General features: G+C 60.4%; 18 protein-coding genes, 1 tRNA gene and 1 pseudogene. 14 read left to right on the forward strand and 6 right to left on the reverse strand.

Translation table 11 applies throughout. The annotated features are described in order from the left end of the window. The first annotated feature begins 15 nt into the window (after window positions 1-15). The 4 genes and pseudogenes from cpdR to LCL94_RS00695 all read left to right on the forward strand — a co-directional run bounded on the left by cpdR (window position 16) and on the right by LCL94_RS00695 (window position 2,773). A complete protein-coding gene (cpdR, locus tag LCL94_RS00680; protein ID WP_160607223.1) occupies window positions 16-408 on the forward strand; it encodes a cell cycle two-component system response regulator CpdR in 393 nt (130 codons plus the stop codon). An 84-nt stretch (window positions 409-492) separates the two neighbouring features. Then, window positions 493-567 (forward strand) — tRNA-Val (locus tag LCL94_RS00685). A gap of 203 nt (window positions 568-770) precedes the next feature. Further along, window positions 771-1,823: pseudogene (gene gmd, locus LCL94_RS00690) on the forward strand (GDP-mannose 4,6-dehydratase). A 5-nt stretch (window positions 1,824-1,828) separates the two neighbouring features. Then, window positions 1,829-2,773: a GDP-L-fucose synthase family protein gene (locus LCL94_RS00695; RefSeq protein ID WP_224830571.1), complete on the forward strand. Its 945-nt coding sequence runs from the start codon at window positions 1,829-1,831 to the stop codon at window positions 2,771-2,773. A gap of 108 nt (window positions 2,774-2,881) precedes the next feature. Here LCL94_RS00695 and LCL94_RS00700 read toward each other — a convergent pair whose 3' ends face one another. Next, window positions 2,882-3,142, reverse strand: coding sequence for a hypothetical protein (locus LCL94_RS00700; protein ID WP_224830572.1), 261 nt, complete (start codon window positions 3,140-3,142; stop codon window positions 2,882-2,884). A gap of 495 nt (window positions 3,143-3,637) precedes the next feature. On the opposite strand from LCL94_RS00700, the gene LCL94_RS00705 reads away from it, so the two are divergent. The 10 genes from LCL94_RS00705 to LCL94_RS00750 all read left to right on the forward strand — a co-directional run bounded on the left by LCL94_RS00705 (window position 3,638) and on the right by LCL94_RS00750 (window position 15,656). Then, window positions 3,638-4,957 (forward strand): O-antigen ligase family protein, encoded by a 1,320-nt coding sequence (locus tag LCL94_RS00705; protein WP_224830573.1) that lies wholly within the window; start codon window positions 3,638-3,640, stop codon window positions 4,955-4,957. Window positions 4,958-4,966: 9 nt separating this feature from the next. Then, window positions 4,967-5,677 (forward strand): polysaccharide biosynthesis/export family protein, encoded by a 711-nt coding sequence (locus LCL94_RS00710; RefSeq protein WP_224830574.1) that lies wholly within the window; start codon window positions 4,967-4,969, stop codon window positions 5,675-5,677. 9 nt (window positions 5,678-5,686) lie between these two features. Next, window positions 5,687-7,951: a GumC family protein gene (locus LCL94_RS00715; protein WP_224830575.1), complete on the forward strand. Its 2,265-nt coding sequence runs from the start codon at window positions 5,687-5,689 to the stop codon at window positions 7,949-7,951. Next, the gene (locus LCL94_RS00720; RefSeq protein ID WP_224830576.1) at window positions 7,948-9,159 is read left to right on the forward strand and encodes a hypothetical protein; all 1,212 of its coding nucleotides are present in this window, start codon (window positions 7,948-7,950) and stop codon (window positions 9,157-9,159) included. Before LCL94_RS00715 ends, LCL94_RS00720 begins: the two co-directional genes overlap by 4 nt. Window positions 9,160-9,168: 9 nt before the next feature. Beyond that, the gene (locus LCL94_RS00725; protein WP_224830577.1) at window positions 9,169-10,524 is read left to right on the forward strand and encodes a polysaccharide biosynthesis C-terminal domain-containing protein; all 1,356 of its coding nucleotides are present in this window, start codon (window positions 9,169-9,171) and stop codon (window positions 10,522-10,524) included. After that, complete coding sequence (locus LCL94_RS00730; protein WP_224830578.1) at window positions 10,524-11,708, forward strand: glycosyltransferase; 1,185 nt, start codon at window positions 10,524-10,526, stop codon at window positions 11,706-11,708. Before LCL94_RS00725 ends, LCL94_RS00730 begins: the two co-directional genes overlap by 1 nt. Next, a complete protein-coding gene (locus LCL94_RS00735) occupies window positions 11,705-13,120 on the forward strand; it encodes a hypothetical protein (protein ID WP_224830579.1) in 1,416 nt (471 codons plus the stop codon). The genes LCL94_RS00730 and LCL94_RS00735 overlap by 4 nt, the downstream gene beginning before the upstream one ends. Next, window positions 13,035-13,820, forward strand: coding sequence for a glycosyltransferase (locus LCL94_RS00740; RefSeq protein WP_224832632.1), 786 nt, complete (start codon window positions 13,035-13,037; stop codon window positions 13,818-13,820). The genes LCL94_RS00735 and LCL94_RS00740 overlap by 86 nt, the downstream gene beginning before the upstream one ends. A gap of 79 nt (window positions 13,821-13,899) precedes the next feature. Beyond that, a complete protein-coding gene (locus LCL94_RS00745) occupies window positions 13,900-14,328 on the forward strand; it encodes a hypothetical protein (RefSeq protein ID WP_224830580.1) in 429 nt (142 codons plus the stop codon). After that, window positions 14,325-15,656 (forward strand): SGNH/GDSL hydrolase family protein, encoded by a 1,332-nt coding sequence (locus tag LCL94_RS00750; protein ID WP_224830581.1) that lies wholly within the window; start codon window positions 14,325-14,327, stop codon window positions 15,654-15,656. The genes LCL94_RS00745 and LCL94_RS00750 overlap by 4 nt, the downstream gene beginning before the upstream one ends. Before the next feature lie 65 nt (window positions 15,657-15,721). On the opposite strand, the gene LCL94_RS00755 is transcribed toward LCL94_RS00750, so the two are convergent. From LCL94_RS00755 to LCL94_RS00775, 5 genes are read right to left on the reverse strand one after another with little or no spacing between them, the layout of a single operon-like run. Then, window positions 15,722-16,165: a serine O-acetyltransferase gene (locus tag LCL94_RS00755; protein ID WP_224830582.1), complete on the reverse strand. Its 444-nt coding sequence runs from the start codon at window positions 16,163-16,165 to the stop codon at window positions 15,722-15,724. Between the two features lie 10 nt (window positions 16,166-16,175). Then, on the reverse strand, window positions 16,176-17,366 hold the full coding sequence (locus tag LCL94_RS00760; protein WP_224830583.1) for a glycosyltransferase family 4 protein: 1,191 nt from the start codon (window positions 17,364-17,366) through the stop codon (window positions 16,176-16,178). Window position 17,367: 1 nt separating this feature from the next. Beyond that, on the reverse strand, window positions 17,368-18,675 hold the full coding sequence (locus LCL94_RS00765) for a nucleotide sugar dehydrogenase (RefSeq protein WP_224830584.1): 1,308 nt from the start codon (window positions 18,673-18,675) through the stop codon (window positions 17,368-17,370). A 41-nt stretch (window positions 18,676-18,716) separates the two neighbouring features. After that, complete coding sequence (locus LCL94_RS00770) at window positions 18,717-19,850, reverse strand: glycosyltransferase family 4 protein (RefSeq protein ID WP_224830585.1); 1,134 nt, start codon at window positions 19,848-19,850, stop codon at window positions 18,717-18,719. Continuing rightward, a complete protein-coding gene (locus LCL94_RS00775; protein WP_224830586.1) occupies window positions 19,847-21,574 on the reverse strand; it encodes a heparinase II/III family protein in 1,728 nt (575 codons plus the stop codon). The genes LCL94_RS00770 and LCL94_RS00775 overlap by 4 nt, the downstream gene beginning before the upstream one ends. Window positions 21,575-22,149: the final 575 nt, after the last annotated feature.

Consider the following 22,149-nt stretch of genomic DNA (forward strand, 5'->3'; position numbering starts at 1 on the left):
GTTAGGAAGCGCAGCATGAGTGAGCCGAACCACAAGCGAATCCTGCTCGCCGAGGATGACGATGCCATGCGCACCTACCTCGAGCGCGCACTCGACAATGCCGGGTACATCGTCGACTCGGTCGACCGTGGCACCAAGGCCGTTCCGCTGCTCGAGAAGGGCGATTATGACCTTCTCCTGTCCGACATCGTGATGCCGGAAATGGACGGGATCGAACTTGCCCAGCGCTGCAACGAGATCAGCCCTGCAACGAAGGTCATGTTCATCACCGGCTTTGCCGCCGTTACGCTCAAGGCAAGCGCCGAACAGCCGCACGCAAAGGTCCTTTCCAAACCGTTCCACCTTCGCGACCTGGTTTTCGAGGTCGAACGGGTGCTTGGCGGACAGGTCAGCGCGCAGCTTTTGTAATTTGCACCGTTTTGCCCCTTGCGCGGCCCGAGCGGCCTCGCTAATGGGCGCGCCTGCCGTTCAAAACGGCACGTTCGATAGCGTGGGCGTATAGCTCAGTGGTAGAGCACTATGTTGACATCGTAGGGGTCCCAAGTTCGAACCTTGGTACGCCCACCATCGAACCCCTCCCCCGGAATGACTGACCTCGCCCGATAGGGCCCGAGAGTATCTGGCAGGACGCGTATTCCACGCATTTCGGGGAAATTCCCAACATTCCGCCGCTGCAAGGTTGCCTTGATGGCAATCGTTTCACATGGCACTCGTATATGTAATCGCGGAAGCCCGACGAACGGGATCGCGAAAACCGAAAGGGTCCCAGCTTGGCGAAACGCGCTCTGATAACCGGTGTTACCGGTCAGGATGGCGCTTATCTCGCCCGCCTCCTGCTGGCCAAGGGCTACGAGGTGCACGGCGTCAAACGGCGCTCGTCATCCTTCAACACGGGGCGTATCGAGGATATCTACCAGGATCCGCACGCGCCCGATCCCAAGTTGATCCTGCACTACGGCGACATGACCGATGCGACGAACCTCATCCGCATCATGCAGGAAGTCCAGCCGGACGAAATCTACAACCTCGCGGCGCAAAGCCACGTCCTGGTCAGCTTCGAAACGCCGGAATATTCCTCGAACGCGGACGCAATGGGAACGCTGCGTATGCTCGAGGCGATCCGCATTCTGGGGCTCGAGAAAAAGAGCCGATTCTTCCAGGCATCGACCAGCGAACTCTACGGCCTCGCCTCGGAATAACCGCAGGACGAAAGCACACCGTTCCGGCCGCGCAGCCCCTATGCCGTCGCGAAACTATTCGCCTACTGGATCACGGTAAATTACCGCGAAGCCTATGGCATTCATGCATCGAACGGCATTGCGTTCAATCACGAAAGTCCGCTGCGCGGAGAAACCTTCGTCACACGCAAGATCACGCGTGCAGCAGCCGCCATCGCGCTTGGCAAGCAGGACAAGCTGTTCCTCGGGAATTTGAATGCCCGCCGCGACTGGGGTCACGCACGCGAATATGTCGAGGGAATGTGGCGCATGCTGCAGCAGGATACACCGGATGACTATGTCCTGGCGACCGGTGTGACGACCGAGGTTCGCAATTTCGTACGCTGGGCGTTCGAGGATGCGGGCATACCGATCGAATTCGTTGGCGAAGGGCTGGAAGAAAGAGGCGTAAGCATCGCGGATGGCCGGACGCTGGTCGAAATCGATCCGAGGTATTTCCGTCCCACCGAGGTCGATGTCCTCATCGGTGATGCCGGCAAGGCAAGGGAAAAGCTCGGTTGGGAGGCGACTACCACGGTTCGCGAACTGGCACGGGAGATGGTGCAGGCAGACCTCGATCTGATCCGCGCCCCAAAGGGTGGCTGACGGCCATGGCAAGCTCCCGCTTCTCGCTTGAGGGTCGCAGGGTTTTTGTGTCCGGGCATCGCGGGATGGTCGGATCGGCCCTTGTCAGGAGGCTTCAACGCGAAAAGTGTGAAATCCTCACTGCCGACAGGTCGATCGATCTGCGGGTGCAGGCATCGGTCGAAGAATGGTTTGCCGTGAACCGGCCCGAAGCGGTTTTCGTGGCAGCAGCAAAGGTCGGCGGAATTGGCGCCAACCAAAATCAGCCCGGCCAGTTTCTTTACGACAATCTTGCAATCGCAACGAATTCGATCGAGGCAGCGCGCAAGTCCGGGGTCCGCAAGCTGCTATTCCTCGGCTCGTCCTGCATTTATCCGCGGGATGCGGCGCAGCCGATCGTTGAGGAGAGCCTGCTGTCAGGCCCCCTCGAACCGACGAACGAATGGTACGCCATCGCCAAGATCGCTGGCGTCAAGCTTTGCCAGGCCTATCGCAGGGAATACGGATGCGACTTCATTAGCGCCATGCCAACCAACCTTTATGGTCCCGGCGATACCTACGATTTGGCTCAAAGCCACGTAGTTCCCGCCCTGATCATGAAGGCGTTGGCGGCAAAGGCACAGGACGCCGAACGGATGCAAGTCTGGGGATCTGGAAAGGCTCTGCGGGAATTCCTGCATGTCGACGATCTCGCCGATGCCTGCGTATTCCTCATGAATAGCTATTCCTCGGAAGAACCCGTCAACATCGGCTCCGGCGCGGAGATTTCGATCGCCGAGCTGGCAGCCCTGATTGCAGAGATTGCCGGGTTCACCGGGGAATTGGCGTTCGATCATGCGAAGCCGGACGGTACACCGCGCAAACTGCTCGATTGCAGCCGCCTGATCGAACTGGGCTGGCGCCCTTCAATCGCCCTGCGAGAGGGATTGTCTGGAACTATCAAGGATCTGCCGGACCGATCCCGCGCTTGAGCCGCCAAATAGAGAGAATGCCGCTCGTCGACGTGCCAAAAAAAAGCCACCACTCATTCGAGCGGTGGCTTATTTTTTAGCTTCCGGCTGGTGCCGGAGGCAAACGGATTAGCCGTTGCTGTCGCCGTCGTCGTCGGTCGCGACAACGATGCCGGCGATCACAGCTGCTGCTGCGAGCACGGCGATGAGAACGCTGGCACCGCCGATTTCAGCTTCCTTCTTCGAGGCCTTCGAGGCGCGCGAAACCGGAGCTTCAACAGCCTTGGTGGCTGCCGGCATCGAGTCAGCAGCGCGAACCGGTGCGGCAGCGTTTGCCGAACCAGCGACTGCCATCGAGATGGCTGCAGCTGCCATAGCGATTTTCTTCATCAAAACTTCTCCTAGTTATTCTTCTGTCTTTAACACCGTTGAGCCGCCCTACGACTCAGCTTCTCAATAGTCAACCGGTCAGCGGCGGAACGTGCCGTTGGCGTGTGCAGGCGGGAGAGGCCCACACTGAATCGCCGCTGCAGTCTTCTACCGACCTATTCCGCACAAGTGCAAGAAGAGCATATAAAATAAGTAAACGTGCCGATTAACTGTTGCATATTGGTCAGTGCACATACCCTAGCAATGCCTTGCAAACGCAAGACCCGTCGCCATCCGCCACCCTTGACGCACTAGGCAATAGATTGCACAGCGCAACAGAACGCAGCCTGGTGGACGGCCAGGATGTGGGCATTCCCTACAGGCCCGAATGCCGGGCTGCGGAAAAAGTTCCGCTGTTTCAAACGGTAAAATCCCGTGTGGAGAACAATGGCCGGGTCGCGAACCAGACAGAAACTGCAGACCCACGATGCCGAGGGTACGGGCGCGCGCGCGCCCATGATGCTCGCTGCGCTCCTGCTTTTCCTGGCGCTGCTGATCGGCGGCGGCGGACGGCCAGCCTTCATTGCAGAAACGACTGCAATAATTGTGTCATTTATTATAGCCGCTATTTGGCTGGTCGCTGTTCGGGACCGTGATTTGGCGCCCGATAGAGCGATGTCGGTACTCGCAGGGTGCTTCATCGCAGTCCCGGTCCTCCATCTCGTACCGATGCCCCAATTCATCCTCGGCTTGCGGCCGCTGGAAGTGACGATCGCCGGTTCTCTCTCGGTTGTGGGCCAAGGTGATGATTTCAGGGCGATTACAATTGATCGGGGCCGGACAATTGCTGCCTTGCTCTCGATGCTGCCGCCTTTGATCCTTTGGCTCATGTTGCGCACCTTCCCGGTCCGAGATCGTCTGGCTTTTGGCGGAGTAATCCTACTTGCCGTTCTGGCATCCGCGATGCTGGCCGCCGTGCAGGTCGCAAGCGGCGGCGCGTTCGGCCATATCTACAAGACCCATTTCGGCTTCGCTTCCGGCGTGATGGCAAACCGCAACTCCGCAGCTGACTTCTACGTGATCGCGATTTGCATCCTTGTCGTGGGGTATACCCACATCAAGGCGCGGCGCCGGCACGCCAAGATTGCCCTGCCCTTCATCGGCCTCGGCATCCTGCTTGCGGTCGCCACCATCCTGACCGGGTCGCGCAGCGGGACGGTCCTTTTGCTGCTGCCCGCCGGACTCTGCCTGTTCCTCAACCGAGGCAAACTTTCCAACCGACAGCTGCTCTTCATCGCCGGAGGCGCTGCCGCCCTGATCATCGTGGTCCTTCTCCTCGCCTCCCAAATTCCGATGGTCGAGCGGACGCTGGCACGGTTTTCCATTACCGGGGACGGAAGGTATTCTCTCTGGGAAGACGCGCGGTTCGCAATCAGCCAAGCCATGCCGCTCGGGTCAGGCATGGGCACAGGCGACATCATGATGAAGTGGGCCGAAAACCTCGACAGCCTCGACCCGCCCTACCCCAACCGCGTGCACAACGACTATCTGGAATTCGTGCTCGAAGCGGGTGTGCTCGCTGCATTGCTGCTGGCTGTATTGGCGATCTTCCTCGCGGTCAGAACGGTTCGACTGTTGTCGAGCGGAGATCACGATGAGAAAATGGCTGCCATCCTTGCTTCTGCGATAGTCGCTATCATTGCATTGCACTCGGCGGTCGACTATCCGCTGCGCTCGATTACGATATCGATGGTCGCAGCTTTCGCCCTGTCACTCGTTTCCAATTCGCAGCACGCAGGACCGCGCAAGGTTCCGCGTTCGAAAGCTCCTGTATAGAGAGTACTGATGTCCTATTCTCACACCGTTTCGCGTACGGCGCTGTCCCTCGTCGCCCTGACGACGCTGGGCGCCTGCGCGACGACGAATTCGAACCTGCCGCAAGGCGCGGCCGCCTACGACAACTTTCCCGCTGTCGAAGAGCGCTCCGGGGTGGAAGATTACCGCGTCGGCCCCCTCGACGTGCTCAACATCCGCGTGTTCCAGGAACCTGACCTGACCTTCGAGGAAGTGACCGTCGATGCCGGCGGAAGTCTGCAATTCCCGCTGATCGGCGACGTGCCTGCTGCCGGAATGACCGCCAGCGAGCTTTCCGACGAACTCGAAAGGCGCCTGGGCGCGCGCTTCCTGCGCGATCCCCAGGTCGCCGTGTCGGTCGTGCTTGCACGGTCGCAGCAGGTAACGGTCGAAGGGCAGGTCGAGGATCCGGGCGTCTACGATATTGCCGGCCCGACCACGCTCCTCGGCGCGCTCGCCCGAGCGAAGAGCCCGACGCAGGTTGCCGCGCTCGATGAGATTGTCGTGTTCCGCACCGTCAACGGTCAGCGCATGGGCGCCCGTTTCGATCTTCGCCGCATCCGTAACGGTCTAGATCCGGACCCGCAGATCCTGGGCGGAGACGTCGTGGTCGTCGGCTTCGATTCCCTCAAGGGCGCTTTCCGCGATGTCTTGCAGGCTGCACCCTTCTTCAATGTTTTTGCCGTGCTCGCGCGGAACTAGGACCGACCAGTGACCTACGAAAATTCCAACTCTCTCGTACTCGGCGGTCGATCCGAAGACATGCCTCTTCGTGGCACCGGCGCACTCGCCAACTCCGACGAGGATACGGCACTCAACATCGACCTGCGCGACCTGTTCTACATGATCAGGCGGAACCTGTTGCTGATCGTCGGTGCAATCGTCGCCGCGATCTTGCTTGGCATTGCCGTGTCCTTGCTGATGACGCCGAAATACATTGCAACTGCCCAGGTTCAGATCGACCAGTCGGCCGACCGCGTGCTTGGCGAGAATGAGACCGTCCAGCCGGACGTAGCGATCCAGGATGCAGACCGTTTCCTCCAAACGCAGGTCGACGTGCTCAACAGCAGGACGATGGCCTTGCGTGTCGCGCGCTCGCTCAACCTCATCGGCAATGAAGAATTCTTCGCCGAAATGAACAAGAAGCTGCCGGAAAACACCGGCGCGGTGGATTACAACAAGTCGCTGACCGAAGCGACGATCAAGCTGATCCAGGACAATATTTCCATCTCGCTGCCGCGCAATTCGCGTGTCGTGAGCATCTCCTTCGAAAGTCCCTCGAGCGAGCTAGCGGCGCGGATCGCCAATGCCTACGCAGAAAATTACATCGCGTATAACCTGCAGCGGAAGTACAACAGCTCGGAATATGCTCGCGAATTCTTGTCCGACCAGCTTGCGGAGGCAAAGACCCGGCTGGAAGCCAGCGAAGAGGCACTCAATGCCTACGCCCGCTCGGCCGGGCTCATTATTACGGACTCTCCCGCAGGCGACGGAAATGGCGAGGCCGGCCGCAGCCAGTCGCTCAACTCGTCCAGCCTGGTGCTGACGAACAGCGCGCTGGTTGACGCTGCTACCGATCGAGCCGAGGCTGAAGCGCGCTGGCAGGCGGTTCGCAACGTCGCGCCGCTCAGCATTCCCGAGGTACTGTCCAACAACGCCGTTCAGGAACTGCTGAAAGATCGTGCAGCTGCCGAGGCAGCATTGCGCCAGGAACGCAGCCGCCACCTCGACGAGCACCCCAATGTCCTCATGATGCGCGAACAGGTCGCCGAACTCGACCAGCAGGTCGATGCACTAGCGTCCCAGATCAAGCGTTCGATCTACTTGCAATACCAGTCCGCCCAGCGCCGCGAGAACGAGATCGAAGGCCAGGTAAACCAGTTCCGCAATGTCAACGAGCGCGAGCAGGATCTTGGTGTGCAGTACGGCATTCTTGCTCGCGAGACCGAGACGAACCGCGTTCTTTATGAAGGGCTGCTCCAGCGCTACAAGGACATCAGCGCCGCTGCCGGTATCGCGACGAATAATGTCTCGATGGTCGATGAGGCTACAGCACCGGTCATCCCGTCGTCTCCCAATCTGATAATCAACCTTGCCTTGGCACTGGTTGGCGGCCTTCTTCTCGCGGGTGGTCTCGTTCTGCTTCGAGAGCAGCTAGACGATACGATCCGGGTGTCGGAAGACCTCGAATTCAAGCTCGGCCTTTCGCCGCTCGGCGTCGTCCCCGTCTACGATGGCGACGAGACGATCGAGGAAGCCTTGGAGGACACCAAGTCCCATGTGGCGGAAGCGTTCAATTCGATCCGCACCGCACTGCTTTACTCGACCAGTCACGGCCTGCCGGACTGCCTTTCGGTCACCAGCTCCGAGGCTGGCGAAGGCAAGACCACCTGCAGCTACGCACTGGCCAAGGCGTTCGGCCGGCTTGGAAAATCGGTGGTGCTTGTCGGCGCCGACATCCGTCGTCCTTCGATCCACAAGTTGATGGGGGTGGAAAACCACCAAGGTCTTACCGACCTGCTCGTCTCAGAGCGGCCTCCGCATGATTTCGTGGTGAAGACGGCACACGAGAACGTCTCGCTGCTTCCCGCCGGCCCGACGCCTCCGAACCCGACCGATCTACTCGGCGGTACGCGGATCAGGGAAGTCATCGCTCAGTTGAGGGAAGAATTCGATCTCGTGCTGATCGACGGCCCGCCCGTTCTCGGCCTCGCCGATGCGCTGATCCTCGGCCAGATTGCAGACGGCGTGCTGTTCGTGGTCGAATCCAACCGCGGTTCGCGCGGTCGCACCAAGTCGGCCCTGCGCCGTCTTCGCCAGGCCAACGCCAATATGCTTGGCGGCATCCTGACCAAGGTAGATTCCCGCCGCCTCGGCTCCAGCTACGGCTATTATTACGAGCAGGACTATTACAACTACGAGGCCGAGAAGCCGGCCGCTCGTTCGGGTAGCCTGAGGAGCAAACTCGGCCTGTGATCGTCACGCGCGTCTTTCTTCTGGGAGCCCTCGTGCTGGCAAGCGGTGCCGCAGTCGCCAGCTTCGACGAGCGAGCGGCAGCATTCGGCATGTCCGTCCTCCCCGAAGAATACGCGATCGGCTCCAAGCGGCTGCAAGTCGCAGCCATTGCTCACGCAGAAGATGGGAATATCGAGGATGCGAAGGCATCCGCACGGCGTGCGATCGTCCGCAGCCCGCTGGATCAGGGCCCGCTCTCAACCCTGGGTGCGATCCAGTTCGACAATGGCGAAGCTGAAGCGGCGCAGAAAAGCTTCCGCGCAGCCGGCGCACTCGGCTGGCGCGATCTGGCAACCCAGGCCTACATCGTAGAACAGGCCACACAAGCCCGTGATGCAGTTGTCCTTGCGCAGAGGATCGATGCGATATTGAGGCTTGGCACCCCATACGAACGCGTGGCCAACTTGGTGCTCACAGCCGAAAGCTACGATTCCGAATACGCCGCGATGCCGTCCCGCCTCGCATCGTCTCCTCCATGGCTGAGCAACTACATCGTCGATGCCGGGGGGCTTTCCGGCCCTGCCCTCGAACGACGGGTAAAGATGCTCCGCGCCGGGAGGGATCAGGGCATGCCCCTCAATTGCCGCCCGGTCGGCTGGGCGAGCCAGAAGATGATAGAGAGCGGCAACATGGCCAGGGCTATCGACACCTGGCAGCAACTGGGATGCGGCGAAATATCGCCGAGTAACCTTGGCCGGATTGCAGGCGGGTTCGAAGAGCAGGTGCGCGGTCAGGAAACAACTACACTCCTGCAATGGAACCTCGAACAGAGTGGTGACATTCAGGCCGCTATCGAAACTGCCCCACACCAGATGGGTGGCAAAGCCTTGCACGTGATCGACAATGCCCCGGGAGAAAAGCTTGCCGCCATGCGGGCCATCCGTTTGGGTTCGGGCCGTCATATATTGCAGTGGCAGGATCATTCACCGGCCCAGGGGAGCGATTATGCCGTCGAGGTCGACTGTGTGCACAGCGGTCGCAAGCTGTCGCAACGGAGCATGTTCGAGGCCGACTCCGGCTCCGAGACAGGCAAGCGTGAACTTACCTTCGAGGTCGACGGCGAAGCCTGCGATGGTCAGCGCATCCGGATCTTCTCGATCGGATCCGGCCAGAGGGCCGATTTCTGGCTCGATGCCTTCATTGTGCGCACTGCCCGCCGGACCCGGTAGCTCGAAACTATGTTGGGACATTTTCGAAGCTTGGCGAGATATCCTCTCGCTCGAAGGGTAATATCGAGCTTGCTGGCAAACGGCGTGCGGGTTGTCCTGCAGGCCGGCACAGGCCTCATTCTCGCACGCCTGCTTGGCGCTTCAGATCTCGGCACCTACGCCTGGGCGATGGCCATCAGCGCATTGATGGTCGTGCCTGCACAGTTTGGCACCTCCACCCTGCTGATCAAGGAGAGCGCTGCAGCGGTAGCCGAAGGGGATCAGTCAAAGCTGAAGGCGCTGTGGCTGTGGACATTGAAGACCACCGCGGTGGCGTCCGTTGTTTCGATTGCCCTTCTGTTGGGGGCGATATTCGCCTTTCAGGAGCATATTTCGACGCTCGATTGGCGGGTTTTCCTGCTTGCTGTCGCCGTCATTCCCTTCGCCGTCCTGATAAACCTTGGCGAAGCGGCCTTGCAGGGCACGGGCAACACTTCGGCCGGTTTGATGGCCGGATATTATGTCCGGCCGCTGCTGTTTATCGGCTTGCTCTTATCTATCTGGGCGTCGGTTTGGGCAGTCGATCCGGTTAATGCAATGCTGGCCCAACTGGTTGCACATGCCCTCGCAGCGGTCACCGTCGTGATCCAGATGCGCCGGATACACGGCGAAACCCTTTCAGCGACCCCGTCTCCCGCTTCCGTTTCTACGGGATGGCGGGGCACGGCCATGTCGTTCCTGCTCATACACGGGCAATGGGTCGTTCTCGCCCAGATGGACATCCTCATCCTCGGCGCCATGTCTTCGGCAGAGCAAGTCGGGCTTTACCGCGTCGCCTCTCTCGCCGCCGGCTTCGTGGTCATCGGAACCCTCGCAATGAGGGGGGTCTTCAACGAGCGCCTCTCCAATGCCTGGACCACCGGTGATACGCAGTTGTTCAAGGATCGTGCAGCCCTCGGTTGCATGATGGCCAGCGCGGTAGGACTGCCGATTGCGGCTGTTTTCGTCTTTTTCGGAGCGGAATTTCTGGGGTTCGCGTTCGGTGCCGAGTTCGAGACTGCAGACACGGTGCTTTTGATACTGACCTTGGGCCAGGTCGCGCTCCTTCTCCGCGGAAGCGCAGATGCCGCATTGGCAATGACCGGTCACGAGCGCGCAATCGGTCGCATGACGACCATATCGGTTATCGTGAACCTCGTGCTCAATCTGGCCCTTATCCCGATCTTCGGCGCAACCGGTGCAGCTGCAGCGACGGCAATCGCCCTCTCGGTCCAGTCCGTCCAGATGTGGTGGTTGGCGCGCCGCACGCTGAAGGTCGACATGGGCTTCCTCGCGTCAATCCTGCCGACCGCCCGGATGGTTCGTCGGAAACTGGGGTTGTCCTGATGAGCGCGCCGAAGCCACGCCTCGTCTGTTTCGCGCGGGACCAGTACCCGCTTAACCGAGCCGATGTCGCGATCCTGTTCGGTTTGCATCTTTCTGCAGACCTCGACGTCACCTGGTGCGTCAGGGGAACTGCCGCGGATCAGGGAGTTCATGCGGAGAAGGTCGGAGTTGTGCGCGTTGCGGGCTCCGTACTTGCGCAGATAGGCATGCACTGCCGAGCCTCCTTCGAAATCCTTGCGCGCAGATACGACGTGGTCCAGTGCCGCGATCTGATCATCATTTCCGCCTGGTACGCCCTGATAAGCCGGCTGGCCGGCAAGCCGTTCGTCTATTGGATGTCGTTCCCGATCGACATCGGATACCGGAACCTGGCCCAGCGCTACGGTCGCTTCAGCCCTTCCCGTCTCGCACGGGCGACCCTCGCAAACATTGGATCCTTCCTTCTCAACCGGTGGACTTTGCCCTCGGCCTCCATGATTTTTGCTCAGAGCAATCTGATGGTCGAGAAACTCGCAGGACGCGGCCTCGATACCGATCGTCTTGTGGCCGTCCCGATGGGGTTCGAGCCGACCTTGTTTTGCGCCGAGGGAAGCTCGGCACACTTGGACAGTATAGCGGAAGGCACCCGGGTCGTTCTCTATGTCGGAACCCTCGACACCGAACGGAACCTGGCAGTCGCATTTGAGGGCGTCGCGAGTGTGCTGGCCCGATTGCCGGATGTCGTATTCGTGGTTGCGGGACCAGCCACGGATGCACAGCGCGTAGAAATACTTGAAATCTTTTCTCGCCAGCACGCAGACGAGCGGGTGCATTTCCTCGGTGCGGTCCCGCTGCAGGAACTGCCTGCCGTGATAAGGAGGGCGACAGTCTGCCTGTCTGCTGTGCCCAACACCGAGATGTTCGATGTATCGACGCCCACCAAGCTTGTAGAATATGTTGCGTGCGGCCGCCGGGCGGTGGTCAACCACCTGCCCGACCACGATCTTGTGGCCTTCATGACAGGCTATTGCGAAGTGGTCGAATTCACTCCGGAAGGGTTTCAGTCAGGGGTCGAGCGGGCACTGTCCCTAGGTCCCGTCCCGACCGGCACGCTGGAAAATGCCCGATCCTGGCTAGTCGAGAACAGGGCTTATCCTGCACTGGCGGAACGCTGCCGCATCGCCTACGGCAGGCTGTTCTCATGAGCGCAGGTCTCCTTCTCGTAATCGCCCTGGCCGGACTTGTTGGCGGCATTGCAGTTCTCGTGCTGCGAACTTCGTTCGTTTATTTCGTCACCTTCTTCGTGATCACGGTCGCGATAGGCCTCGCACATTACTACGGCGGTGAAGAACGGTCCTATTGGCTGGCGGCGGTGTTCTGCGGAGCCGTTGCCGGGAAATATTTCCTCGAGTTCTTGCAGCAGCCGGCCTCGCTGCGCCTCATGCGCCATCGACCAATCAAGCTTCTTGCAGCATTCCTGCTGTGGGGCACGTTCGTCTCCGTCGTTGCAGGCATCGGACAGTCGCAGGCCCTTCTCGCGCTGAAGAATTATTTCGCGATCTGGCTTGTTGCGATCCCCGCCGTCTGGCTGGGCATGAGAAGCCAGTTCCTGTCCCGCTTCGAATGGGCGCTGCTGGGCCTCTTCGCCCTGCAACTGCCTTTCGCGGTCTGGCAGAACTTCACCACCGACAACTGGGACGCGGTGGTGGGAACGTTCGGCGGTGATGTCGAAGGCGGCGGCGCAAGCGGCACCCTGATGGTGTACGTGATCGTCGGCACGCTCGTGGCGATTTCCTGGTGGCAGCGGCAGAAGGCAGCGCTTTGGTTCGCAGCGTTAGCTGTGGCGTTGGCGTTCCTCATCATGATCCAGGGCGAGGTGAAGGCCTTCTTCATCATGATGCCACTAGGCGTCGCAGTCATGCTGCGCCGGCTGATGCTGAAACGCCCACTCCAGAGTGGCCTGCTGCTCGTCAGCGTCGCGCTGGGAAGCTATGTCACCCTCGGGATTTACGCCGACAGCGAGGCGGGGTCCTCAACCGGCCGCAGCGAGCGCATCACCTCCTCTTTCGAATACTTCTTCGACACGACCTACGTCTCTGCAAGGACCGGAGAGGTTTCGCGCGGCGCTTCGATCGCCCTGTGGTTTGAAAGCGGCGGAAACACAGCCGAAAGACTGGTCGGTTACGGACTTGGAGCAAGCCGCCTTTCCGACACGGTGGAAGGCGGTAGCGTGACAGAGAAGTTCGGACAGGCCGTGATCAATTCCACCACGATTGCCCAGCTCCTTTGGGATACGGGCATCATTGGCCTGTGCCTGTACGTTTCGATCTTCATCTCTGCCTTGCGACTGGCATTTCGCATAGCGAGAGAGGCTCCCAATCGCACTATCCAATCCAGGGCGGATTTGATGGCCGGCATTATCGTGTTGGCTTTCCCATTGCTGATCTACGACCGCTCGCTCGTCGACGGCCCCGCAATTCATTTCCTTTTCGCAAGCTGCGTCGGCATGCTTTGCGGCCTAGAAAAATACGCTGCCATCGTGCGCGGACAAGCCATGGCGGAGTTCCGGCAAGCGCGGCAGGCGAACGCACTGCAAGGCACGGCTCCGGCCACTTAGGAAATTATCGAGACGAACCGTGACGATACCGCGCAAAATCCATTATTGCTGGTACGGCGGGAAGCCGCTGACACCCCTCGCTCAGGCTTGCGTCGAAAGCTGGGAGCGCAAAGCCGGGGAGTTCGAAATCATTCGCTGGGATGAATCCAATACGCCCATAGACGACCATCCATATATGCGGATCGCGTACATGCGGGGACTCTGGGCTTTCGTGGCAGACTACGCTCGCCTGCAGGCTCTCATCGCACATGGCGGCATCTATCTCGACACGGATATGGAGGTGGTCAAGCCCCTTGAGAAATTCCTGGAACACACGCATGTGGTGGGGAATGAATCCGACGGCCAAATAAGTGCCGGCATTATCGGGGCACACCCACATTCTGCCTTCCTCAAGGCCTGTCTCAAATGGATGGACCGTGACGCCTCAGCCGGAAGCCCGAGCTTCACATCAATTCCGAAGATCATGCAGCAGGTCTACGATGCCGGCGATTTCGACGTGACCATCTACCCGCCCCGCTACTTCTATCCGTACAACCCGTATGATCCTGATCAGCCGGTAAAGCAGCTGCTGTACTCCGACATCACCGAGGAAACCTACGCTATCCATCATTGGAGCGCGTCCTGGGTAAAGCCGAGGACATGGACCCAGTACGCGAAATCCGTGCTGAAATACGCCTATCGCAACCTCCCCAAGAGGTAGGGTCGGCCGGAGAGTTTTCTTCTTTCCTACAGAACATACTGAGAATTAATGGCAATCTCCCTTTCAATGAGGAGACGCCATGTCCTTGCCTTCCATCAACGCTCCTGCGGGTTTCGTGCCTTCGGTCGCCATCTCGTACGGGACCATCGATGAAGAAGCCCGACCGGTTTCGATCGAATCGCCCCTGCCCGTCAGTCACACCCAGACCGTAGCCACTTCCGTGCCTCTCGTCGGTTCGGCCACCGCCAGTGCTACCTTCGGCCCCTTCAAACCCCAGATCGGGCGCGAAATCGTTCTGACCCTTTCGGGGCAATGGTCCGGCGATGTCACGCTCGAACGGTCGATAGACGGCGGAGCCACGCGCATGCCTGCGACGCTCGCGGGACGCCCTCTCGTCTGGTCACAGAATATCAACGAGATCGTGTGGGTCGAGACCGAGGGATCAGCCTCGCTTTACCTCGACGCTGAGTTGATTGGCGGCACGCTCGATTATCGGGTGGCCCAATGAGCGCGGCCATGGCGCTGCAGCCTGCGGCCATCGCGCGCGCGGCTTTCGATCAGGCTGGCCTGGCGCGTCCTCTCTCCACGCTCGCCGCGCTCGGTGACAGCATGACCTTCCAGAATTCGGATGGCAGCCCTTGGTGGAAGCGGCCTTACGGTTACCTCTCTTGGGCTGAAATCCTCTCCGGCGGCCGGCTGATATCGCCGGCAGAATTCAACTTCGGCGTTTCGGGTGAACGCAGTGACCAGATGCTGGCCCGCGTCGGCCGCGTCGTCGCTGCACGGCCCGACATCTGCGTCGTATTCGGCGGCGTGAACGACCTGCCCACGCTTACGGCGGCGCAAACGATCCGAAACCTTGAGCGGATCTACGACAGGCTGCGGGATGCGGGCATTTTCGTGGTTGCGGTCCCGCCTATCCCCGCGGGAGTACTGGCGGGACAGACCCTGACGGATGCACAGCAGGCCCATCTCGCGCAGGTCAGGCACCACATCCGGGCGCGCTCCGTAGGTAGCGGCTTCGCAGTAGCCGACGCAGGCCCGCTGCTGCTCGATCACGCCAGTTCCAAGGGGCTTCCCATCGGCGGCGCGCCAGCCGGTTCGAGCATCCCCACGGCCATGACCTACGACGGTCTGCATCCCTCGATCCGTGGCGCGTTCTGGATCGGCAAGACGATCGCGGGGGTTCTCGAAAACCGCCTGTACGGAAGGCCGCCACTACTGGACGGAGCGCACGACCAGTTCGATGCGCTCACCAATCCGACGGGCTCGAAACTCGGCCCCGCCCTCGCGCTCGGCACGCCAGGTGGTACGGTTTCCGGCGGAGCTTCTGGAACCGCGCCGGCGGGCTGGGTCCTCCAGCGTCAATCGGCAGGCGGGTCGCTAACCGGCGCCTTCGAAACGCAGGCGCTGGCCAATGGCATGTCGCGCCCCGCGTACAGTATAACCGCTTCGGGCAGCCAGGCATCTGGTGAAGCAAGAGGGCGGCTCTACCGCCAGATCTATTCTTCCTATGCACCTGGCGAAAAAGTCGAAGGATTGGTCGAAGTCGAGGTGTCGGGCATTGGCCCGTCAAGCCTGACGGAACTGCAACTCCAGGTCGCAGACACTACAGGCCAGCTGGCCCGCGTGCTTGGCACACAGGCCGGTGTGCCGACGGGGACGAAGTTCTGTTACCCCGACCAGACTTGGTCCGGAGTCTTGCGGACCAGCCCCATCGTACTCGGAAATACCGCGGCACTTGATTTTGTCGTCAATCTGGGTGTTGCAGGGATCGACGGAGCATCGGCAAGCGTGAGGCTCACAGGAGCCAAACTGGCGCGATGCATTAGCTGAGGCACATCAATCCGCTCCGTGACAGCACCTGCAGCAGCCCTCTGCGGGGTGCTGTCACCTGGCGCCTACCCGTGCTGGTCGGAAGCTTCTGCCGGCTTCTTGACGACTGCCGGGACCCCCGCGGCCATGACACCCGGAGGCAGATCGCCAATCACGACTGCGTTCGCTGCGATCACGGTGCCCCTGCCGACGGTGATCGGCCCGATCAGCTTCGCCCCTGCATGGACAATCACGTTATCTTCGAGAGCAGGCGCGCCAATGATGGGCGCCTTGCCGCCTAGGACGACGTGAACTCCGATCCGGCAGTTCTCACCGATCACGCTGCGCTCGTTAAGCACCACGCCAAGGCCGCTGTGTTCGAAGAATGCGGACCGCGCGATCTGCGCCTTGCCGGGAACGACAGCTCCGAACAGGACACGGATGATACCGTCCACTATCCTGCCGACGACAGGCAGCCGCCACCGGTAGAAGGTGGAGGATATCCGGTGAAGGCGCATGATGGTCTGCAATTTACGGTCCTCAGTCCGCAGTCTTCCAGAGACTATCGTATGCGGCAAGCAGCTTGGGCGCCTCGTATTTCCATTCGAGTTCGTTGATCACGCGGTTGCGGCCGAACTCGCCCATCTTCTTCCGGCGTTCGGGATCGTCGAGCAGTGCGATGATCTTGTCCGCCATGTCGTGCGGATCATTATGCTGCGCATAGAGCGAGGCATCCTGTGCCGAATATCGCCCTTCGGTCAGATCGAACTGCACAATCGGCTTGGCCAGCGCCATGTATTCCATGATCTTGTTCATGGTCGAGGCGTCGTTCATCGCATTGGCGACGTCGGGATTGACGCAGACATCCGCCGTATTGAGCATGTCGAGCAGGTCGGCATCGCTGACGCGGCCGGTGAAGGTGACGTAATTGTCCACGCCGAGTTTACCGGCGAGCTCCTTCATCTCGTCGAGCGAGGTGCCGCCGCCGACAAGGCCGAAATGAATGTCCTGGCGTCCCTTTTCGTGCACGAGAACGCGCACGGTTTCGAGCAGCAGGTCGATACCTTCCTGCTTGCCCATCACCCCGACGTAGCCGACCAGGTACTTGCGCCCTTGCTTGAGGTAGGCCTTAGGCGGGACGAGCTTCAGCCTGTCCAGCTTCGGCCCGGAGCGGACGACGAAGACCTTGTCCGGATCCATGCCGCCGCGTTCGATGGCGATCTTGCGGTAACTGTGGTTGGTCGCGATCGACATGTCCGCGAGCCGGAACGTCAGCCGCTCCGCCCACAGCATGAGCCGGTAGAAGAAATCCCGGCGCCCGAACTTGGCTTCGTAAAGCTCGGGATTGATGTCATGATGATCGAACACGAACTTCTTGCCGAATGGCTTGAAGAACGCGGCCACCATGAAAATGAGGTCCGGCGGATTGCACGCGTGGATCACGTCGAAGCCGCGCGAAAACGCGATCTTCGTTGCCAGGTAAAGCTCCCAGAACAGAGCACTGCCATATTCCAGGGCATAGCCCACCGCCCCATCTGCCTCGTGCGGCAGCGGGTGGCGATATACTTCGATACCGTCGATCGTCTCGCGGCGCTTGGGATAATCCTTAGTCGCCGGGCAGATGATGCTGACCGAATAGCCTGCATCGCGCAGGGTACTGGCCTCCTGCCAGACCCTTCGGTCGAAGGGTACGGGCAGGTTTTCGACAATGATCAGGACACGGCGGGTCACGTTACCAGCAGATGCCTTCGTAGCCTTCGACAGCCGAGGCATCGCCCTCGATACGGACGAGGTCGATGATGTTCTGGTCGTCGCGGAACTTGACGTCGGCGAAGGCCGGATCCGAATTGCCGATGATGATCGTGTCGCAGTCCGCGACCACCTCTTCGGCAGTTTCGCGCATGAGACGGCTGATGTGCGGAATATGGTTCAGGATGTAGTCCCGGTTCCCGCCCTTCAGCGCCGCGATGCTGACATTCCGGTCGTAGAGCGCAAGTTCGTACCCCTTGCCGAGCAGGCGTTCGATCAGTTCGACGATCGGGCTTTCGCGCAGGTCGTCGGTCCCCGCCTTGAAGCTGAATCCGAGAATGCCGACCTTTTTCTTGCCGCCGCGAGTAACGAGCTCGAAGCCGCGATCGATGTGGCGTTCGTTGCTGGCCATGATCGATCCGATCAGCGGCAGGTCGAGATCGAGCGAATTGGCGCGATAATTGAACGCACGAACGTCTTTGGGCAGGCACGATCCGCCGAAAGCAAAGCCGGGCTTCATGTAATAGCTCGACAGGTTCAGCTTCGTGTCGAGGCAGAAGATGTCCATGACCTTGTGGCTGTCGATGTCGAGCGACTTGCACACTGCGCCGACTTCGTTGGCGAAGGCGACCTTGGTCGCGTGCCACACATTGTCGATATACTTGACCGTTTCCGCCACCTCTACCGAAGTGCGGATCAGCGGCGCGTCGAGATCGGCATAGAGGTCCGCCAGCATCGCGCCGCTACGCTCGTCCAGTTCACCGATGACCGTCTTGGGCGGGTTGCGATAGTCGTAGACCGCCGTCCCTTCCCGCAGGAATTCGGGGTTGTTGCACACGCCGAAGTCGACGCCTGCCTTCTTGCCCGAAGCTTCTTCAAGGACCGGGACGATCAGGCCCCGCATGGTACCTGGGAGGATGGTCGAGCGGATGACGACCACGAAATAATCGTCCTTCTCCCCGATGGCGCGGCCGATTTCCTCGCACACGCGGCGGACATAGGTAAGATCGAGCGAGCCATTGCGCTGGCTGGGCGTGCCCACGCAGATCAGGGCCATGTCGCTGGCCATGATCGCTTCGCGAGCATCGGTCGTCGCGCGCAGCATGCCGTTCTTGACGGCAGCTTCGACCATCTCGCCGATGTCCTTCTCGATGATCGGGGAGTTGCCTGCGTTGACCAGGTCGACCTTTTCACGATTGGGATCGACACCGATCGTCTCGTGCCCGTCTGCGGCAAGACACCCCGCCGCGACCACGCCCACATAACCCAATCCGAATACGCTTAGTTTCATTGAAATTCCCGGTGGCAGCCGAAGACCGCTCACTCCCTTGTTCAAGTGTTCAAATTCTGTTGCTTGTTGGCAGAAGCATTTGACAACGCTTCTTTCCAGATGACCGTCAGGCGCGGTAGATAGGTGCTGATATCCAGCATCTCGCGATGTGTCGAGCGCGCATTTTCGCCAAGTTTTCGGCGTAGTTCACCGTCTTCGATTACCCGCCTCAGGGCAGCGGTCAGCTCCTCGACATTGCCCGGCTGAACGATCAGGCCGTTGTCCTCGTCGGAGATGATATCGAGTACGGCACCGACCGGGGTCGTGACGACTGCCTTGCCTGCGCCCATGCCTTCGATAACCGACATCGGCAGGTTTTCATTGTAGGACGGAAGGACGATCACATCGCAGGTGCTCAGCAGCCTTGCCGAGTCCTGGGGGCCGAGCCAGCCCGGTATCGCGATCCGGTCACCGAGGCCGTGCTCCGCTACGACATTGCGCGTCTCCTCGACCTCTCCGTTTCCGGCAATCGTCATCTTCCATCCGGGCAGATCGGCAAGCCGGCGCGCGGCTTCCACCAGTTCAGGCACGCCCTTGCGCGCGCCTAGGGCGCCCAGGAACGCGACATGCACCTCGCCCGGTGAATCGGCTTTTATCGGTACGTCGAGGGGTGCAGTGGCATTGTGCAGGATGACGGTATTGATCCGCCGGTCCATCTCCGAGACGAACTCTCGCCAGTAGCTGCCAAGCACGATCGCGGCGCGTGCATTTACGAAAGTCTCGCGAATGGCCTGCTGCTTGCCCGGGCTCGCGCTTTCGTAAAACTCGCGAAAGCGCGATCCATGGAGATGCAAAACATAAGGAACGCCGAGCATCATCGCGAAGCGGGCAACGATGCGCTTGCGGCTGAAGCTTCCCTGGCTCGACAGATTGATGTGGAGAATATCGAGCCGACCCGTCAGCTTGAGGAGCGCCATCCGAAACAGGAATGCTGCCAGATAGACTGGCGAGAGCAGGATATGGCCCTTCCCCCTTGTCGAGCCGAAGCGGATGACCGCTTCCCTGTCCCCGGACATCTCGTACCGGTCGCGCAGGAGGTCCATCAGGCGGTCGATACCGCCATTACCACCCTTGCCGAGCGGTGTTGCGACCAGCACCTGAAGCGGGACGGCCGAATTGCGGGCCTGAGTTGTCATGACCGCGCACCTTCCTGGATCGTAATCACAGTCCTGATCTGCGCGCGTGATACACGTCCGGTCCAGCGGATCATCGGGGCTGCGCTCTTTTCGTCGAACCGACGCGAAATCCACCCTGCCGGCGGATCGGTCTCGCCCTCGAGAATGACGGGCTCGAGCCGTGCATCTTCGCAACGGATACGGATGGTCTGGCCCGCCTTCCCGACAAGGACTTCGCCCTTGTCGATCCGGGCTGTGCACTCTTCTGCCAACTGAAAGGACAGTCCTACCTCGTGCTCTTCCGAACATTCCAGGAAGTCGGTCACAGTAACTACTCGCGCCGGTCCGTCCAGTTCGATACGGCGCCGGTGGGTCACAGGGTCTGCCAGGCGCCGGTAACCGTCATGCTCGCCCTCGAACAGGCCCGCCTCGGCATCGAACTGCACGAGCGATGCATTCGCCTTGTGCATCCACATGAAGTTGCCGCCGATCACCGACTGGTCGAGACCGTCGATGCACAGGGTATTGTGCGCCAGGGTCGAGCGGAAATGGTCGCGCCACTTCTTCTCCGTATGGTAGGCGAATGTCCCCGGATCGATGAGCCATTCCATGCCGCCCGCCGACAGCGTGAAGGCCAGCGCGTCGGCATGACCGTGGGCGGCGATCGACAGGTATCCTAGCGGAGCACAATCGCACACCAGGCGGATTTCGTCTGCCTGTTCGAGATTGTGACCTAACACGTAGTACCCACCCTCGCTGAAGGTGGTGACTGGGGGGCGCGCCGAAGGCCATGGCAGCGGCCGGTTCGGCAGCAACCAGCACGTCTTGTCGTCCATATGCCCGGCCTTGTGAGCGAAATCCTCTCGGTCGAACAATATCGCACCTGCAGCCAGCAGCGGCTTGTATGGATCGCTATGCTGATCGGGATCGAGGCGGGCTATTCGGGCATCGTCCGCATCGCCGATCATGGGCACATTCCCGCCGACATCCATGATCGCGGCAAGGAATTCGCACATTGCCTCGAGGCGTGCCCAGTACTCAACGGGGAAATCCTGCTCCTCTGCCCGGGCCAGCAGGCCCGCGAGGATCATCATGTCCATCACCTCGTGCTGGTAATAGACGGCCTGCTCCTTGTTGACCCCGTCCCGGCCGGTCTGGAGCAGGGCTTCGCGCAGGAAGCCTTCCCGTCCGAGCGACCGCCATTGGTGCGACTTGGCCCACAAGGGCCAGCGCGCACCGGCAACATACAGGCCAAGGTATTCGCCCAGGATATGGTTGTTGGCGGAGGAATGGAAAGAGAGATGCCGCGCGATGAAATCCTGATGCAGATAGATGGATTTGAGCCAGTCTTCCCGCAGCGCTTCTCCACCCTCGCCATCGAACAGGCGTGACTGAAGTCCGCCGGTGAGGTCCCAGACGAACGACCAGTTCACCAGCCTGAGGCCCAGTTCGAGCGAGCTGGTCCAGTTCACGCCGTATGGATACGGGCACTCGTCGAGCCAGCTACGAAGCAGCCCGGCAATCGCATCGAGATAGCGGGCGTCATCCGTCAGCCGCCATGCCTGGGCCAGCGTGACCAGTTCCTGGTGGCGGTTGGGCTCCCACAGGTACTTGATGTCGCCGACGATGGCTTCGTGCCGGTAATTTATGCCCTTTCCAAAACTTAGCGGCGCCTGCGTCCCGGTCTTGGGGTCCCGATTCCAGTGCGGCGGGAACGGCGCGTCGTCCTTTGCGAATACCCGCATCTGTCCGGAAAGGAGGCGATCCGCCGCTTTGCTGTAGGGACGACCTTCCAGCGAGTGATCCAACTCTGTCAGCAGGCCAGTGCCTTGCACTGAGAGATCGGGTGCAGGAACAGCCGGATCGAGCCTGAACCTTGCTTCCCACCCGTTCTGCACGACGTTGGATACACGGTGCGCTATCTCGGCGGGCGACATCAAAGCGAGACGCCTGAATTTCCAAACTAGATCAGCCATGTGGCTTGCGGTCTCGACGCTTTCGCTTCTGAGGGAATGGCGGGATTGTTTCGGCAGCGCACCTGGTAACTCGCGGTCCATAAGAAAAAAAAACGATATAGAAAAGGAAGAGATGGGCACTGCCGGACATTTGTCCCCGCAAGTGGCCATCGCGCACCCGCAACAATAAAGTCTGTCGAAAAGAAACATTTTAGACTAAGCGAAAAACGCTCGGAACTCATGTGTGGCGCAAGGCCTGCGGCAACGAGCCGAAGAACCAGAAAAAGAGGTAAGCAAGCGATCTGTCTGTCGATCATGCCGGGGGTGAGGAGCTGGCATGCCAAACGCGAACACAGGCAGGGCGT

Source organism: Qipengyuania gaetbuli (assembly GCF_020171365.1).
Lineage (GTDB): Bacteria > Pseudomonadota > Alphaproteobacteria > Sphingomonadales > Sphingomonadaceae > Qipengyuania > Qipengyuania gaetbuli_B.

Coding starts and splice junctions, on each gene's coding strand:
- cpdR (WP_160607223.1), top strand. CDS start 16: ATGAGTGAGCCGAACCACAAGCGAATCCTGCTCGCCGAGGATGACGAT.
- LCL94_RS00695 (WP_224830571.1), top strand. CDS start 1,829: ATGGCAAGCTCCCGCTTCTCGCTTGAGGGTCGCAGGGTTTTTGTGTCC.
- LCL94_RS00700 (WP_224830572.1), bottom strand. CDS start 3,142: ATGAAGAAAATCGCTATGGCAGCTGCAGCCATCTCGATGGCAGTCGCT.
- LCL94_RS00705 (WP_224830573.1), top strand. CDS start 3,638: ATGATGCTCGCTGCGCTCCTGCTTTTCCTGGCGCTGCTGATCGGCGGC.
- LCL94_RS00710 (WP_224830574.1), top strand. CDS start 4,967: ATGTCCTATTCTCACACCGTTTCGCGTACGGCGCTGTCCCTCGTCGCC.
- LCL94_RS00725 (WP_224830577.1), top strand. CDS start 9,169: ATGTTGGGACATTTTCGAAGCTTGGCGAGATATCCTCTCGCTCGAAGG.
- LCL94_RS00730 (WP_224830578.1), top strand. CDS start 10,524: ATGAGCGCGCCGAAGCCACGCCTCGTCTGTTTCGCGCGGGACCAGTAC.
- LCL94_RS00735 (WP_224830579.1), top strand. CDS start 11,705: ATGAGCGCAGGTCTCCTTCTCGTAATCGCCCTGGCCGGACTTGTTGGC.
- LCL94_RS00745 (WP_224830580.1), top strand. CDS start 13,900: ATGTCCTTGCCTTCCATCAACGCTCCTGCGGGTTTCGTGCCTTCGGTC.
- LCL94_RS00750 (WP_224830581.1), top strand. CDS start 14,325: ATGAGCGCGGCCATGGCGCTGCAGCCTGCGGCCATCGCGCGCGCGGCT.
- LCL94_RS00765 (WP_224830584.1), bottom strand. CDS start 18,675: ATGAAACTAAGCGTATTCGGATTGGGTTATGTGGGCGTGGTCGCGGCG.
- LCL94_RS00770 (WP_224830585.1), bottom strand. CDS start 19,850: ATGACAACTCAGGCCCGCAATTCGGCCGTCCCGCTTCAGGTGCTGGTC.
- LCL94_RS00775 (WP_224830586.1), bottom strand. CDS start 21,574: ATGCGGGTATTCGCAAAGGACGACGCGCCGTTCCCGCCGCACTGGAAT.